Annotated in this window: 13 protein-coding genes; 7 read left to right on the forward strand and 6 right to left on the reverse strand. The window is 74.6% G+C overall.

Annotation, left to right across the window (positions count from 1 at the left end):
• Position 1: 1 nt before the first annotated feature.
• The 5 genes from murJ (at position 2) to IE258_RS10465 (ending at position 5,740) form a co-directional block, all read left to right on the forward strand.
• A complete protein-coding gene (murJ, locus tag IE258_RS10445; protein WP_229892017.1) occupies positions 2 to 1,945 on the forward strand; it encodes a murein biosynthesis integral membrane protein MurJ in 1,944 nt (647 codons plus the stop codon).
• Between the two features lie 31 nt (positions 1,946 to 1,976).
• The gene (locus tag IE258_RS10450) at positions 1,977 to 2,666 is read left to right on the forward strand and encodes a polysaccharide deacetylase family protein (protein WP_189742639.1); all 690 of its coding nucleotides are present in this window, start codon (positions 1,977 to 1,979) and stop codon (positions 2,664 to 2,666) included.
• 10 nt (positions 2,667 to 2,676) lie between these two features.
• Positions 2,677 to 3,861 carry a glycosyltransferase family 4 protein gene (locus IE258_RS10455; RefSeq protein ID WP_189742643.1) on the forward strand — a complete coding sequence of 395 codons (1,185 nt, stop codon included), beginning with the start codon at positions 2,677 to 2,679 and terminating at the stop codon, positions 3,859 to 3,861.
• On the forward strand, positions 3,858 to 4,577 hold the full coding sequence (locus IE258_RS10460; protein WP_229892018.1) for a YveK family protein: 720 nt from the start codon (positions 3,858 to 3,860) through the stop codon (positions 4,575 to 4,577). The genes IE258_RS10455 and IE258_RS10460 overlap by 4 nt, the downstream gene beginning before the upstream one ends.
• A gap of 71 nt (positions 4,578 to 4,648) precedes the next feature.
• Positions 4,649 to 5,740: a GNAT family N-acetyltransferase gene (locus IE258_RS10465; protein ID WP_229892068.1), complete on the forward strand. Its 1,092-nt coding sequence runs from the start codon at positions 4,649 to 4,651 to the stop codon at positions 5,738 to 5,740.
• Between the two features lie 49 nt (positions 5,741 to 5,789).
• Here the strand turns inward: IE258_RS10465 and IE258_RS10470 are convergent, their stop codons facing one another.
• A complete protein-coding gene (locus IE258_RS10470; RefSeq protein ID WP_189741963.1) occupies positions 5,790 to 7,061 on the reverse strand; it encodes a glycoside hydrolase family 26 protein in 1,272 nt (423 codons plus the stop codon).
• Positions 7,062 to 7,216: 155 nt separating this feature from the next.
• Here IE258_RS10470 and IE258_RS10475 point away from each other — a divergent pair, with 155 nt between their 5' ends.
• The gene (locus tag IE258_RS10475; protein ID WP_189741966.1) at positions 7,217 to 8,527 is read left to right on the forward strand and encodes a carboxylate--amine ligase; all 1,311 of its coding nucleotides are present in this window, start codon (positions 7,217 to 7,219) and stop codon (positions 8,525 to 8,527) included.
• An 87-nt stretch (positions 8,528 to 8,614) separates the two neighbouring features.
• Here the strand turns inward: IE258_RS10475 and chpA are convergent, their stop codons facing one another.
• From chpA to rdlA, 3 genes are all read right to left on the reverse strand, one after another.
• Entirely contained in the window at positions 8,615 to 9,400 is a 786-nt protein-coding gene (chpA, locus tag IE258_RS10480) for an LAXTG-anchored chaplin ChpA (protein WP_268256318.1), read from the reverse strand.
• 151 nt (positions 9,401 to 9,551) lie between these two features.
• Positions 9,552 to 9,779 (reverse strand): chaplin ChpD, encoded by a 228-nt coding sequence (gene chpD / locus IE258_RS10485; RefSeq protein WP_059300460.1) that lies wholly within the window; start codon positions 9,777 to 9,779, stop codon positions 9,552 to 9,554.
• A gap of 287 nt (positions 9,780 to 10,066) precedes the next feature.
• Positions 10,067 to 10,462 (reverse strand): rodlin RdlA, encoded by a 396-nt coding sequence (gene rdlA, locus IE258_RS10490; protein WP_030179702.1) that lies wholly within the window; start codon positions 10,460 to 10,462, stop codon positions 10,067 to 10,069.
• A 262-nt stretch (positions 10,463 to 10,724) separates the two neighbouring features.
• On the opposite strand from rdlA, the gene rdlB reads away from it, so the two are divergent.
• Complete coding sequence (gene rdlB, locus IE258_RS10495; RefSeq protein WP_003976081.1) at positions 10,725 to 11,126, forward strand: rodlin RdlB; 402 nt, start codon at positions 10,725 to 10,727, stop codon at positions 11,124 to 11,126.
• A 72-nt stretch (positions 11,127 to 11,198) separates the two neighbouring features.
• Here the strand turns inward: rdlB and IE258_RS10500 are convergent, their stop codons facing one another.
• Both IE258_RS10500 and IE258_RS10505 read right to left on the reverse strand, forming a co-directional pair.
• Positions 11,199 to 13,127, reverse strand: a complete 1,929-nt coding sequence (locus IE258_RS10500) for an AMP-dependent synthetase/ligase (protein WP_189741969.1) — start codon at positions 13,125 to 13,127, stop codon at positions 11,199 to 11,201.
• 112 nt (positions 13,128 to 13,239) lie between these two features.
• Positions 13,240 to 14,868: a vWA domain-containing protein gene (locus IE258_RS10505; protein WP_189741972.1), complete on the reverse strand. Its 1,629-nt coding sequence runs from the start codon at positions 14,866 to 14,868 to the stop codon at positions 13,240 to 13,242.
• Between the last annotated feature and the right edge of the window lie 92 nt (positions 14,869 to 14,960).

The raw sequence follows: 14,960 nt of genomic DNA on the forward strand, positions 1-14,960 counted from the left end.
GATGCGCGGGGCGAGAGGGGCGGGCGGTGCGGACGGTACGGTCGGGGACGCCGTCCCACCGGCCCGCGCCGCCTCCGCGCCCTCCACCGGCAAAGCCGGTACTGGCACTGGTGGCACCGGCCCCGGCTCCGGCACCCGAATCACCACACCGCGCCCGGACGCCGCGGGCGTTGCCGAGGAGGGCCGGTCCTCCGGCAGGTTCCTCGCCCGTGCCGCGCTGGTCACGGCCGTGCTGTCGGTGGCCGGGTCGGTGCTCGGGCTGGCCCGGGACCAGGCGCTGGCCCGGCTGTTCGGGGCCGGGAGCGAAACGGACGCCTTCCTGGTGGCGTGGACGGTGCCCGAGTTCGCGGCGACGCTGCTGATCGAGGACGGGCTGGCCTTCGCGCTGGTCCCGATGTTCAGCCTGGCCCTGGCCCGCCGCGCGCAGGGCGCCCTTGGCGACCCGGTCCGCGCGCTGGTCGCCGCGACGCTGCCCCGGCTGGCCCTGGCCTTCGCGGCGGCCGGTGCGCTGGTCGCCGTCGCCGCACCGGTGCTGGTCCGGGCCCTGGCACCGGGGCTGCCCGACCACGCCCTCGCCGTGGACTGCACGCGGCTCACCGCCACCTGCGTGGTCAGCTTCGGGCTCGCCGGGTACTGCAGCGCGGCGCTGCGGGCGCACCGCCGGTTCCTGGCACCGGCGGCGATCTACGTGGCGTACAACACCGGCATCATCACGGCGATGTTCTTGCTCGGCGGGCGCTGGGGGGTGCGCTCGGCGGCGGCCGGGGTCGCGGTGGGCGGGGTCCTGATGGTGGCGGCACAACTGCCGTCGCTGCTCGGCCGGCTCCGCCACCGGGACGGCGAGCCGGACACGCCGGACACCGCGCACGACACGCCGGACACGCCGGACACGCCGGGCACCGCGCACAACACGCGTCCGCCGAGCATGCCGCACGGCGCGCCTCCGTCGAGCACCCCTCCCGACACACACCCACCGAGCCCCGCGGACGGTGCGCGTCCCCTCGCTCTCGCCCTGTTCGGCACCGTGCTGCTGTTCGCCCTGTGCCGCCAGTCGCAGGTGCTCATCGAGCGTTTCCTGGCCTCGGGGCTCCCCTCCGGGGCCATCTCGCACCTTAACTACGCGCAGAAGGTCGCCCAGATCCCGATGACGCTGTCGTTGATGCTCTGCACGGTCACCTTCCCGGTGGTGGCCCGCGCGCTGGCCGACGGCGACACGGAGCGGGCCCGCGACCGGGTCGAGCGGGACGTGGCACTGGCGGCCTGCCTGGTGCTCCTCGGCGCGGCCACCGTCGTCGCCTGCGCCCCGCAGATCATCCACCTGCTCTTCCAGCGCGGCGCGTTCACGGCGGCCGACACGGCGGCGACCGCGGGCGTCATGCGCGTGTACGCCCTCGGACTGCTCGGCCAGACCGTGGTGGGCGCGCTGGCCCGCTCCTACTTCTCGGCGGGCCGTGCCTCCTGGTACCCGTTCGGCGCGATGGCCGTCGGCGTCGTCGCCACCGCCGTCGTCGGTGCCCGCGCGGTCGGCCCGTGGGGCGTGACCGGCATCGCCGCCGCGAACGCCGCCGGCATCACCGTCACCGCCGCCCTGCTGCTCGCCGGAATGGGCCCGCGCAGCGTGCCGGTACGGATCCGGCGGGTCCTGGGCGACCTGGGCCGGCCGGTGCTCGCGGCGGCCGTCGCGACCGGCGCCGGCGCACTGGCCGCGGCCCGGGTCACCGGCGCGTCGGGCGCGGCGGCCGACGGCGCGCAGGCCGGCCTCCCGCTCGCCGTCGGTGCCGCGACCGTCGGCGGCGTCTTCGTCGCCCTCTGCCTGGTCCTGGGCGTCCGGGGGCTCGGTACCGCACTGGCGCCGGTCCGCCCCTTCCGTTTCCTCCACCCCGTCACACGAAGGCACCCTCATGGCCGTTTCCGCTTCCGGTTCCCCTTCCGCGACCACCGTTGACGCCCGCCCCGGCACGGTCCCCTGGGTCGCCATGTACCACTCCGTCGGCGACTGCTCGGACGACCCGTACCGCATCACGGTCACGCCCGACCGGCTGGACGCGCAGCTGGGCTGGCTGCGGCGGCGCGGGCTGCGCGGCGTGCCGGTCGCCGAGCTGCTGGCCGAGCGCGCCCGGGGCGGCGGCCGGGACCTGGTGGGGCTGACCTTCGACGACGGGTACGCCGACTTCGTCGAGCAGGCGTTGCCGTGCCTGCGCCGCTGGGGCTGCGGGGCGACCCTGTTCGTGCTGCCGGGACGGCTCGGCGGCGACAACGCCTGGGACCCGCTGGGCCCGCGCAAGCCGCTGCTGACCGCCGACGGCATCCGGCGCGCCGCCGCCGCAGGCGTCGAGATCGGCTCGCACGGTCTCACGCACACCGACCTGACCAGCGCCGACGACGCCGCGCTGCGCGCCGAGACCGCCGAGAGCAGGGCGCTGCTCTCGGAGTTGACCGGTGCTCCGGTCACCGGCTTCTGCTACCCGTACGGCACGGTCGACGCCCGTGCCGCCGACGCCGTGCGCGCCGCCGGCTACACCTATGCCTGCGCCATCGACCCCGGCCCGCTGACCGGCCCGTACGCCCTGCCGCGCGTGCACGTGGGGCAGCGGGACACCGCCGTACGGCTGCTCCTGAAGACGCGGCTGCACCGCCTGCGCCGCCGGGCCGCGGCGGGAGTGTGAGGTGACCGACGTGAAGGCCCTGCACATCATCACCGGTCTCGGCGTCGGCGGCGCCGAGCAGCAGCTGCGACTGATCCTGCGTCACCTCCCGGTCGACTGCGACGTGGTGACGCTCACCAACCCGGGCCCGGTCGCCGAGGGGCTGCTGGCCGACGGCGTGAACGTCGTCCACCTCGGCATGACCGGCAACCGCGACCTGGCCGCACTGCCCCGCCTGGCCCGCCTCATCCGCACCGGCGGCTACGACCTCGTGCACACCCACCTCTACCGCGCCTGCCTCTACGGCCGCCTGGCCGCCCGCCTGGCCGGGGTGCGCGCGGTCGTCGCCACCGAACACTCCCTGGGCGACTCGCAGATGGAGGGCCGTCCGCTCACCCCGGGCGTCCGCGCCCTGTACCTGGCCGGGGAGCGCCTGGGCAGCGCCACGGTCGCCGTCTCCCCCACCGTCGCCGACCGGCTGCGGCGCTGGGGCGTGCCCGCGCCCCGCATCGAGGTGGTGCCCAACGGCATCGACCTGGCCCGCTTCCGCTTCGACCCGGTCCAGCGGCTGCGCACCCGGCGCCGCCTCGGCCTGCCCGAGGGCGCGTACGTCGTGGGCGGCATCGGGCGGCTGACGGCGGCCAAACGCTTCGACGTCCTGGTCCGGGCGCTGGCCCTGCTGCCGCCCGACTGCTGGCTGCTGCTGGTCGGCGGCGGCCCCCAGGAGCACCTGCTGCGCCGCACCGCCCGCGAGGCCGGGGTCGCCGACCGCGTCCTGCTCACCGGCGAACGGCCCTACCTGCCCGACGGCTCCCCCGGCCCCGACCTGCCCGCGCTGGCCGCCGCGATGGACGTCCTCGCGTCGCCGTCGCCGGAGGAGGCCTTCGGGCTGGCCGCCGTGGAGGGGCTCGCGTCGGGGCTGCCGGTGCTGTACGCCTCCTGCCCGGCGATCGAGGACCTGCCCTCCGGGTCCGCGCCCACGGCCCGGCGCGTGGTCGGCGGCGCGGAGGAGTTCGCGCACGCCCTCGCCGAGGCCCGCGCGTCCCACGGTCCGGTCCCCGGCACGCGCACCGCCCCGGAAGCGGCCCGCCACTACTGCGTCACCCGCAGCGCGGCCCGGCTGATGGACGTGTACGCGACCGCCCTCACCCGACCGCTGCCCCCGTCCTCGCCCCCGTCCCCGTCCCCGGCATCCCAGGGAGTCAGTTCCGCATGACCGAGCCCCTCACCCAGTCCCCGGCCGCGCCCGCGACGGACGACGAGCCTCCACCCCCCGCACGGCGGCACCGCGTCCGGGCCGCCCTGCGCCACCTCCCGCACCGCCTGCGCTCCCTGCCGCCCTGGTCCCCGCTCGCGGCGGGCGTCCTGGTCGGTGGGCTGCTCGGCGCCGGGTACGGCCTGGTCGCCACCCCGCAGTACACGGCGACGAGTTACGTCGTCGCCGTCCCCGCCGACGCCTCCGACCCGGCGTCCGCGCTGGGCTTCGCGCAGGCCTACGGCCGGGTCGCCACCCAGCTCGCGGTGCTCGGGGACGCGCAGATGTGGGCCCACGTGCCGGTGGCGACGCTGGAGCGGAGCGTGCGCACCGCGACCTCGCCGGACGCGCCGATGGTCTCGGTGACGGCCACCTCCGCCGACCCGGAAGAGGCCGCCGACATGGCCAACGCCGTCGCCCGCGCCCTGACCCGGCACGCGGCGGCTTCCGCCGACGACACCCATGTGGAGCTGCGGCAGTTCGCCCGCGCCACCGAGCCCACCGAGGCGTCCTCGGCGTCCGCCCCGGTGACGGGCCTGGTGGGCGCGAGCGCGGGCGGACTCCTCGGCGGCCTCGCCCTGCTGGTCCGGCCGCGCCGCACCGCACGGCAGCCAGGCCATGCGGCGGCGGCCGTACCCGGACCGGCGTCGGCGGCCGACGTCCGCGGACAGCTGTGACGTACCCGGCGTACCCGGCGTTCCCGGGACCGCCGCACCCGGGGACACTCCCGCCCGGCCACACCGTCGAACTGGTCACCGACGAGGACGCCTTCGCCGCGCTGGCCCCGCAGTGGCGGCGGCTGTACGGCCGGTGCGCCGCCGCGACCCCGTTCCAGAGCCACGCCTGGCTGCTCTCCTGGTGGCGCTCGTACGGCTCGGCCGGCCGACTGCGGCTGGTGCTGGCCCGCGAGGGCCGCGAACTGGTCGCCGCCGCGCCGCTGATGAGCGTACGGAGCCCGGTTCCGGCGCTGGTGCCGCTGGGCGGGGCGATCTCGGACTACGGGGACGTGCTGCTGGACGACGAGCGTGGCCCGGACGCGGAGACCGCGCTGACCGCGGGCCTCGCCGCGCTGGCCCGCACCGCGCCGGTCGACCTGCGCGAGGTACGGCCGGGCGCTGCCGCCGAACGGGTCTACGCACGCTGGCGCGGGCCCCGTTACCGGCTCGCGGACTCGCTCTGCCTGGAACTGCCCGCCCTCCCGATGGAGGGGCTGGTCGACCGGCTGTCCTCGGCCAAGGCCAGGCAGCGGGTGCGTGCCCAGCTGCGCCGGCTGGACGCGCTCGGTGTCAAGAGCAGGCCCGTCCTGCCCGACGAGGCGGACGCGGCGGTGCGGCGCCTCCTCGAACTGCACCGGTTGCAGTGGCGGGGCCGGAAGGTGACCGGCGAGCACCTGCGGCCCCGCTTCCGCGAGCACCTGGTGCGGGCGGTGGCACCGATGGTGCGTACCGGGGACGCGGTGGTCACCGAGTTCCGGATGGCCGACGAGGTGGTGGCCGTGGACGTGACGCTGCTGTCCCGCCGGCTGGCCGGGGGCTATCTGTACGGCGCGCATCCCCGGCTGCGGGAGCGCAGGGCGGACGTGGCGGTGATGCTGCTGGACGCGTGCGCCGAGTACGCCCGTGCCCCGGGGCGCGGCACGCTGAGCCTGCTGCGGGGCGACGAGCCGTACAAGCACCACTGGCGCCCGGAGCGGGTGCCGAACCAGCGGCTGCTGCTGGCCCGCCGCCGCACCGCCCCGCTGCTGGCGGCGGTCCTGGCCGACGCCGCCGCACGACGGCGGGGCAAGGAGCTGCTGCGGCGGCGGGCGGAGCGGAAGGAGCACGACGGTGGCGGCACCTGACCGGGCCCGCCGCCACCGTGGCGCACTCCGTGGCTTCCTCCGTGCGCCGCTACTTGTCGCGCGCGTACCAGTCGAGGCGCATGCACAGCTTCCCGCCGAGCCAGTACTCGACCCAGTCGCCCAGCTCCAGCGGCGAGCAGCCCGCCGGGGGCTCGGGCGCGGTGGACGGCGCCGGGGGCACGGGCGGCGCGGTGGGCGGGGTGGTCTCCTGGGGCGTGGGGACCGTCGGCTCGGTCTCGTCGGTGCGGCCGAAGAGCACGGACCGGTAGACGGCCGTGGACCGTGGATTGTCGTCGCACTGCCACACTCCGTGCGGGCAGTAGTCGGTGACCGTGTTGTACACCGGCTTGTGCTCGTCCATCCAGGCGAGCATGCGCCGCATGTAGGCGGCGTTGTCGCCGTTGCGGAACAGCCCCCATTCCGGGTAGGAGACGGGCTTGTTGTGCGCCTTCGCGAAGTCCACGTGCGCCTGGAGCCCGTACGGCTCCTTCACCTGTTCGTCGAACGACATGCCGCGCGGCTGGTCGTAGGAGTCCATGCCGACGATGTCGACGGTGGCGTCGCCGGGGTAGCACTGCGTCCAGGGCACGGCGTCGCGACCGCGGCTCGGCGCGAAGTCGAACCGGAACTTCTGGCCGGGCACCGCGCGCATGGTGGTGACGATCCGGTTCCAGTACGTCTTCCACGCCTCGGGGTCCGGCCCGCAGCGGTGGGTGTAGGTGGTGCCGTTCATCTCCCAGCCCAGCACCAGGACCGTATCCGGGACCTTGAGTGCGACCAGGCGTTCGGCGAGGGCGCGGAAGTGGTGGTCGAAGCGTCCGGCGGCGCCCTGGCGCAGCAGGTCGCGCACTTCGTCGTCGTCGACGTGCTCCTCGTTGCGCTCCATCATGGGCACGTTGAGGACGAGCATCCGGTCGGCCTTGCGGGTGCGCCAGTCGGCCCACACGTCGAGGAAGCCGGGGGCGCCCTCGATGTTGCTCCAGCGGTCGCCGGGCAGGTAGGTGTGGCCGACGCGGAGTTCGGCGCCGCCCAGCCAGTGGCTCAGCGCGGCCATCCGGGCCACGCCGCGGGGGCCGTAGTCGAGGTAGGCGCCGAAGGCGGGTGTCTTCGCCGGAGCTCCGTGCGCCGGGGCCGCGGGTCCGGGTGCCGGCGCCGCGGGTCCGGGTGCCGGGGCCGCGGGTGCGGGTGCGGGTGCGGGTTTAGGCGGGGTCGGTTCGGCGGCGGCCGTGGAGCCCGCCGCGGCCACCAGCGCCGCCGCCGCGACCGCCGCCGCGACGCCTGCCGGCCGCCTGGACCGCTTCCGTGACTGCCGTACGGGCATGCCGGCTCCTTTCCTCGCCGTGAATTGCGCTTGCTTACTGACACCCAGTCATATGAATGACCATCACGCCACCGCCGTTACGGCTTTCGAGTGCGCCGATCGCCCGCACCGGTGAACCGGTCCGAGAACCGGTCCGAAGACGAAGGAAGTCTCCCGTGTCGCTGTTCGACACCCGTGTCCCCGCCGTTCTGCTGCGGACCGACCGGAACCCCTTTCACCACGGCACGCTGGGCGCGGTGCGTTCGCTCGGCCGTGCGGGGGTGGACGTGCACGTGGTCGCCGACTGCGCGCACAGCCCCGTCCGCGCCTCCCGGTACGTGACCGGGCTGCACACTCCGCCGCCGCCCGGTGCGTCGCCGGAGGACATCGCGGCGGCCCTGCGCCGTGTCGCCGCGAGGATCGCGCGGCCCGCCGTGCTGATCCCGATGGACGACGCGTGTGCCGTCGCGGTGGCCCGGGCGCGGACCGAACTGGCGCCCGCGTACCTGCTGCCCGACCAGCCGGGGGACCTGCCCGCACGCGTGGCCGACAAGGCCGAGCTGGCCGCCGTGTGCGCGTCCCTGGACGTCCCGCACCCCGAGACCCTGGTCCCCGACGGCGCGGCGGAGGCGGCGCGGGCGGCGTGGCGGCTGGGCCTGCCGGTGGTGGCGAAGTGGAGCCGGCCCTGGCTGGTGCCGCCGGGCGGCGGGCTGCGCAGCACGGTGCTGGTGCGTTCGGCGCGGGAGGCCGGAGAGCTGTACCGGCGGGCCGAGGAGGCGGGCAGCCGGCTGCTGCTCCAGGCGTTCCTGCCGCCGGGCGCCGACCGGGACTGGTTCTTCCACGGCTACGCCGACCGCTCGGGCGCGGTCCGGGCGGGCGGTCCCGGCCGCAAGACACGGGCCAGACCGCGCGGCGCCGGTCTGACGGCAGTGGGCCGCTGGACGCCGAACCCGCGGGTGCAGGCGCTCGCCGAGCGGGTCACCGCGGAGCTGGGCTACCGGGGCGTCTTCGACCTCGACTTCCGTCGCTGCGGCACGACGGGCCGCTACCACCTGCTCGACTTCAACCCGCGCCCCGGTGCCCAGTTCCGGCTGTTCGCCGACACCGCGGGACTGGACGTCGTACGGGCCCTGCACCTGGACCTGACCCACCGCCCGCTGCCGGCGGGGGCGCCGCGACCGGGGCGGGTGTTCGTGGTGGAGAACTACGCGCCGCTGAGCGCCCTGCGTCCGGCGCGCGGGGAACGCGGCGGGCGCGAACTGGCCTGGCACGCCCGGGACGACCGGGCGCCGGGACGGGCGCTGTGGGCGCTGTGGGGCCGCCATGTGGGCGCCCGGCTGCAAGACCGCGCGCTCCGCGGGCGCGGCGCCCGGCCGGACGCCGCGGCCCCGGCCCGCGCCCGCGTCGTACGCCAGGGCTCCGCCCCCGCCGCGGACCGCACCGGTGTCTCCGACCGCCCGGAGGAGGACCGGGCCGGCCGCCACTGAGGCACCCGGGCGCGGCGGCGGACAGCACGTCGCCCCCGGCGGCCCGTGGGAGGGCCGCCGGGGGCGACGGGACGAGCGGGGGTGGGCTCAGCGGCCCGAGAGGGCCCGTCCCCTGCGGTAGAGGATCGCTCCGCCCGCGATCAGTACGGCACCGGCGGCCGCGGCGCCCAGCGTGCCCTCGCTGCCGGTCTCGGCCAGGACGGGCGGCTGCTCCGTCTGGGGAGCGGGCGGGGTGTGCTCCTCCTCGGACGGCGGCGGGGGCTCCTCCTCGCCGGAGGGCGGCGGCGGCTCCTCGTGGGTGGGCGGCGGGGGCTCCTCCTCGCCGTAGCCGGGCGGCGTGGTCGGGGGCGGCGGCTCCTCCTCGCCGTAGCCGGGGGGCTCCTCCGCCTCGTTCTCGCACTTGTTGCCGAAGACCGGGTTCAGCGCGGCGATCACGTCGACGGTGTTGCCGCAGAGGTTGACCGGCACGTCGACCGGGACCTGCGTGTTGTTGCCGGAACCGACGCCGGGCGAGCCCACGGTCGTGCCGTCCGCGTGGGACCCGCCGGACGACGAGGACGAGGACGAGGTCGAGGACGAGGTGTCCTCGCCGTACCCTCCGCCGTGGCCGTTGCCGTCGGGCTGCTCGTCCGAGGTGTTCTCGCACTCGTTGCCGAAGGCCGGGTTCAGGGCGGCGATCACGTCGACGGTGTTGCCGCAGGCGTTCACGGGCACGTCGACGGGGACCTGGAGGGCGTTGCCGGACACGGCGCCCGGCGAGTTCGTGGCGGCCCCGTCCGCATGCGAGTCGGCAAGGGCGGGGCTGCCGCACAGGGAAAGGATGCCCGTCGCGGCGGCAGCCGCGACCATCCCCCTGCTCAGGGTCTGTCGCACTCTGGTTGTCTTCCTGCTTGGAGAGATGAGAGATGAGAGACGGCCGGAGAACGCTCCGGGGGGACGGGCTGCAGATAGGGGAAAAGCCGGCCCCGAACCAAACGAGTTGGCCAAGGCCGGCCGTGACGCAGCCGGTCGGTGCGGAACGACGTCAGTCGTTCTCGCACTTGTTGCCGAACGCCGGGTTCAGCAGACCAACGACGTTGATGCTGTTGCCGCACACGTTGACGGGAACGTGCACGGGAACCTGGACGACGTTGCCGGACAGGACGCCCGGGGAGCCTACGGCGGCACCCTCGGCGCCGGCGTCGGCGAAGGCCGGGGCGGCCATGCCGAGGGCCATGATCGCGCCCGCGACGACAGCAGCGCTCTTCTTCATGAACTTTCCCTTCTCTGCGGTCATGCCTGAATGACGGCCGAAACCGCGCGAGCACAGCATTGACGGCTCGCACCATGACCTGCAGCCTGCAAACGAGGAATTGACGGCCGGAGAAACTACCGAACGTGGGACACCCCGAAATTCACTCGGATGCCTCACGACACGGTCCGGCCGTTCCCCCAGGAGAGCGACGAAGTCGATCCGCTCCCCGGCGAAATCCCGTCCCGTTCACGGCCGGGCGGCCCGCGCGGAAGTCAGCGGGCCGCCCGTACCGGGCTGGGCTGGGCTCAGCGGCCCTCGCCGTTCGCCGACAGCACCGACAGGTCCTCGAGGACGTGCGACAGGGCGCCGTCACGCTTGGCCTGCGTGGAGTTGTCCGCGCACTGCTGGTTCAGGTCGTCCGCCAGGACGTTGACGTCCTGGATCGGCACGAGGTTGATGACGGCGACGTTGACGTCCTCGACACCGAGGCACGGCTTGTTCAGCGTGCCCTCGACCAGCGACAGCTGGGGGCTCATGTCGCCCTTGGTGGCCGAGTTGCCGAACGCCGACTCGGCGCCGTTGCCGTTGGCCACGGCCGGCCCGTTGTCGTCCCCGATGGCCAGGGCCTGGGGAGCGGCGGCAGCCGACATGCCGATCACAGAAGCGGCAGCCGCCGCGGCGACCATTGCCTTCTTGAGCACTTCGCGTTCCTTTCGTCGTAGCGACGCACTGTCCTACGGCCTCATCAACCCGGTGCGCGATGATTGGTTGCGGGCGTTCACCCGGTTGGCCCGCACGGGATCTCAAAAACGCCGCAAAAATCCCCGGAATCCCGGGGGGAAACGCCGACCCGTACACATTTCCCGTTGTCCGCCGACGGAGTGAACGGGAGAAACCCGGCCGGACCCACGGAGTTGACCAGTGAGCTCCGGTGGACGGGGTTTCCTCAGAAAGGACTGGCCAGTGATCAAGAAGGTAGTTGCCTACGCGGCGATCGCCGCCTCCGTCATGGGCGCCTCCGCTGCCGCGGCCCCGCAGGCGATGGCGATCGGCGACGACAGCGGGCCCGTCTCCGCCAACGGGAACGGCGCCTCGCAGTACTTCGGCAACTCGATGACCACGGGCAACATGAGCCCGCAGATGGCTCTCATCCAGGGCTCGTTCAACAAGCCGTGCATCGCGGTCAGCGACATCCCGGTCAGTGTCATCGGTCTCGTGCCGATCCAGGATCTCAACGTCCTGGGCGACGACATGAACCAGCAGTGCGCCGAGAACTCGACGCAGGCCAAGCGCGACGGTGCGCTGGCCCACCTGCTGGAGGACGTCTCGATCCTGTCCTCCAACGGCGAGGGCGGCAAGGGCTGACATCACCCCGGGGCGGGCTGCCGAGCACTTCGGCGGCCCGCCCTTTCGCATGCCCGGGCACCGGGTCGCCGATCAGCGCCCCGGCGTCGCGTACAGCGCCTCGATCTCGGCCGCGTACGCCGCGACGGCCGCGTGCCGCTTCACCTTCAGGGAGGGGGTCAGCAGCCCGTTCTCCTCGGTGAACTCGCCCTCGACCAGCCGGAAGGCGCGTATCGACTCGGCCCGGGAGACGGCCGCGTTGGCGTGGTCGACGGCCTTCTGGACGTCGGCGCGCATCCCCTCGTCGCGCACCAGCTCGGAGATCGGCGTGTCGGCGGGCAGCTTGCGTACCGCCAGCCAGTGGGCGACGGCCTCCGGGTCCAGGGTGATCAGCGCGGCGACGAAGGGGCGGTTGTCGCCGACGACCAGGCACTGGGCGACGGGCGGGCGGCTGCGCAGCCGGTCCTCCAGGACGGCCGGGGAGACGTTCTTGCCGCCGGAGGTGACCAGGAGGTCCTTCTTGCGGCCGGTGATGGTGAGGTAGCCGTCGGCGTCGAGGGAGCCGAGGTCGCCGGTGGCGAACCAGCCGTCGGTGAGGGCCGCTTCGGTGGCCTGCGGGTTGCCCCGGTAGGAGCCGAAGACGATGCCGCCCTCGACCAGCACCTCGCCGTCGTCCGCGATGCGCACGGCGGTGCCGGGGACCGGCGGGCCGACGGTGCCGGGGCGGGGGCCGAGCGGCGGGACGATGGTGGCGGCGGCGGTGGTCTCGGTCAGGCCGTAGCCCTCGTAGATCATGATTCCGGCGGCGTAGAAGAACAGGTTGAGGTCGCTCTCCAGCGGTGAGCCGCCGCTGATGGCGTAGCGCATCCGGCCGCCGAGTTCCTTGCGCACCCGGCGGTAGACCAGCAGGTCGTACAGGGCCCAGCCGGCCCACAGGCCGAGGGTGGGGCCCTTGCCGCGGCCCAGGAAGCGTTCCAGGTGTGCGGCGCCGAAGCGGACGGCGAGGCGGTGGGCGCGTTCGAAGGAGGCGCCGCGGCCGATCTTCTCCGCGGTGGCCCGGCCGGTGTCGTGGATCTTCTCGAACAGGTACGGGACGCCGACCAGGAAGGTCGGGCGGAAGGACTTGAGCGCGGGGCGGAGCTCGTCGGGCCTGATGCTCGGGAAGTGGCCGATCTCGATACGGGCCAGCAGGCAGGAGATCTGGATGGTGCGGCCCAGGATGTGGGCGAGCGGCAGGAAGAGGAGGGTCGAGGCGGTCTGGCCGGTGACCTCCTTGAAGATCGGGTGCAGCAGCTCGACCGTGTTGGCGGCCTCCGCGTGCAGGTTGGCGTGGGTGAGGACGCAGCCCTTGGGGCGGCCGGTGGTGCCGGAGGTGTAGCAGACGGTGGCGACCGTGTCCGGGGTGAGGGCGGTGCGGCGCTTGGTGACCTCGTCGTCGCCCACGCCCCGGCCGAGGGCGGTGAGGTCGGCGAGGGCGCCGGCGTCCAGTTCCCAGACCCGCGGGTGTTCGGGGTGTTCGGCCGTGCCGGTCAGCACGGTGGCCGTGTTCGCGGCGGTCTCGGTGACGGCGTACCGGGCGCCGGAGTCGCGGACGATCCACTCGACCTGGTCGGCCGAGGAGGTGGCGTACACGGGGACGGTCTGCCCGCCGGCCGTCCAGATCGCGAAGTCCAGGACCGTCCACTCGTAGCGGGTGCGGGACATGACGGCGACCCGCCCGCCGGGTTCCAGGCCGGCCGCGATCAGCCCCTTGGCCACGGCGGTGACCTCGCGGGCGAACTCGGCCGCGGTGACGGGCCGCCAGGCCCCGTCCACCTCGCGGCGCAGGACCACCGCGTCGGGGGCCTCGGCCGCGTTGGTGAACGGGATGTCGGCGGTGCTGCCCTCGGCGGGGCGGGGCGCGAGGGCGGCGGTGCGGGCCTCGCGGACGGTGCCGTGCGCGTCCGCGAGGGTCTCGGTCCTCGTGCGGGACGCCAGGTCACCGCGCCTTCTCGCCCGTTTCAGGTCCCTGCGTACGCCCATGACGGCTCCCGGTCGCGGATCGGACTGATGCGCTGTCGCGTGCTCTCCTGTGAACTTACTTCGGAGTAAACTTACTCACGCGTAAGGAAACGTCAATGGGCGGCCCGTCCGGTCAGGCCAGCCGGTTCGCCTCCTCGATCGCCTCGGCCAGGTCGCGCAGGTCCTCGTCCTCCGTGCGGTCCGCCAGGCCGTCGGCCCGCTCGGACAGTTCGGAGAGGCCGGGCGCCCCGGGCAGGGAGCCGCCGTGGTCGTCGCCGTGGTCGTAGCCGCCGTCCGAGGTGCGGAGCGCGTCGGCGAAGTAGGCCGCGGTCGCCGTGACCCGCAGTCCGCGGTCCGCGTCCCAGACGGAGTCGTCGAGGGCGTCGGTCTCCACGACGCCGGACTCCTCGTGCGGGGTGCGGCTGTCGGGGTCGAGCCAGCGGACGGTGGCCGTGGCGAGGTGGCCGTCGGCGCCGGACCTGGTGCGGACGGCGTACAGGGCGGTGACCGTGTGGCCGGGGCCGACCTCGCCGCCGTCCACCCGGTCGTCGCGGAAGTCCTCGTCGGCGACCTGGCGGTTGTCGTAGCCGACGAGTCGGAACTCGGCGACGGTCTCCGGGTCGAAGGCGACCTGGGCCTTGGCGTCGCGCGCGGTCAGCTCGATGTGGCGCGGGAGCTGCTCGGAGAAGACCTCGCGGGCGTCCTCGGTGGTGGAGACGTAGGTGGTGTGGCCGTCGCCCTTGTCGGCGAGGCGTTCCATCAGGGCGTCGCCGTAGTCGCTGCCGACGCCGACGCCGAAGAGGGTGATGCCGTGCTCGCGCCGCTCGGTGGCGACGCGTTCGAGGATGGTGTCCGCGTCGGTGTCACCGGTGTTGGCGAGGGCGTCGGAGACGAGGACGACGCGGTTGGTGGCGCCCTCGCGGCGGCCCTCGACGGCGGTCTCGTAGCCGGTCTCCACGCCCGCGCCGAGGTTGGTGGATTCCATGGGCTCCAGGCCGTCGATCGCGTCGTGGACGCGGCCGCGGCGGTCGCCGAGCCGGGTCATGGGCAGGACGGTCTCGGCCTCGTCGCTGAAGGTGACGATCGCCACGGAGTCCTCGTCCCGGAGCCTGTCGGTCATGGTGCCGAGGGCCTCCTGGGCGAGGTCGAGGCGACCGGGCTCGGCCATGGAGCCGGAGACGTCGATGACGAAGGTCAGGGCGGCCGGCGGGCGTTCGCTCTGCCGCTCGGCGGGGCGAGTGGCCAAGCCGACGCGGACCAGCGACCAGTCCTCGTCGTCGGTGCGGGCGCCGTCCACGGTCACCGAGAAGCCGTCGCCGTCGGGCCGTTCGTAGTCCTGGCGGAAGCTGTTGACGAACTCCTCGGGGCGGACCGTAGACGGGTCGGGCAGCCGGCCCTCGGACAGGGTGCGGCGGGCGTAGCCGTAGGAGGCGGTGTCGACGTCGAGGGCGAAGGTGGACAGGTAGTCGGGGTCGGGCGCGATCTCGCGGGAGTCGCCGTTCTTCTCCCCCTCGCCGCTCTCGCCCGCCGCGCCGCTGCTGGTGCCGCCGTCGTAGCGCTGCTCGCCCTCGCCGCGCGGGCGGTCGGGGGCGGGCATCGGGCCCGAGCCGCCCCGGGAGTCCGCCGCGGTGTCCTTCGCCCCGTTCGACGCGTCGTCCGTCCCTCCGCAGCCGGTGAGCAGCAGCCCGCCCGCCAGGGTGAGCGCGAGCAGCGCGGTCGTGCCGCGCCGCCCCCGCTCCCCGTGGATCCCGTACCGGTTCATCGTCCGTCCCCCTGTGCTTGTTCGGCGCCGGTGTACGTGACTGTGACGGGGCGGCGGGGCGAAACGTGCGGCACGGGGTGTCACGGCTGTGT

This window comes from Streptomyces tendae, assembly GCF_014650435.1.
Classification (GTDB): domain Bacteria; phylum Actinomycetota; class Actinomycetes; order Streptomycetales; family Streptomycetaceae; genus Streptomyces; species Streptomyces tendae.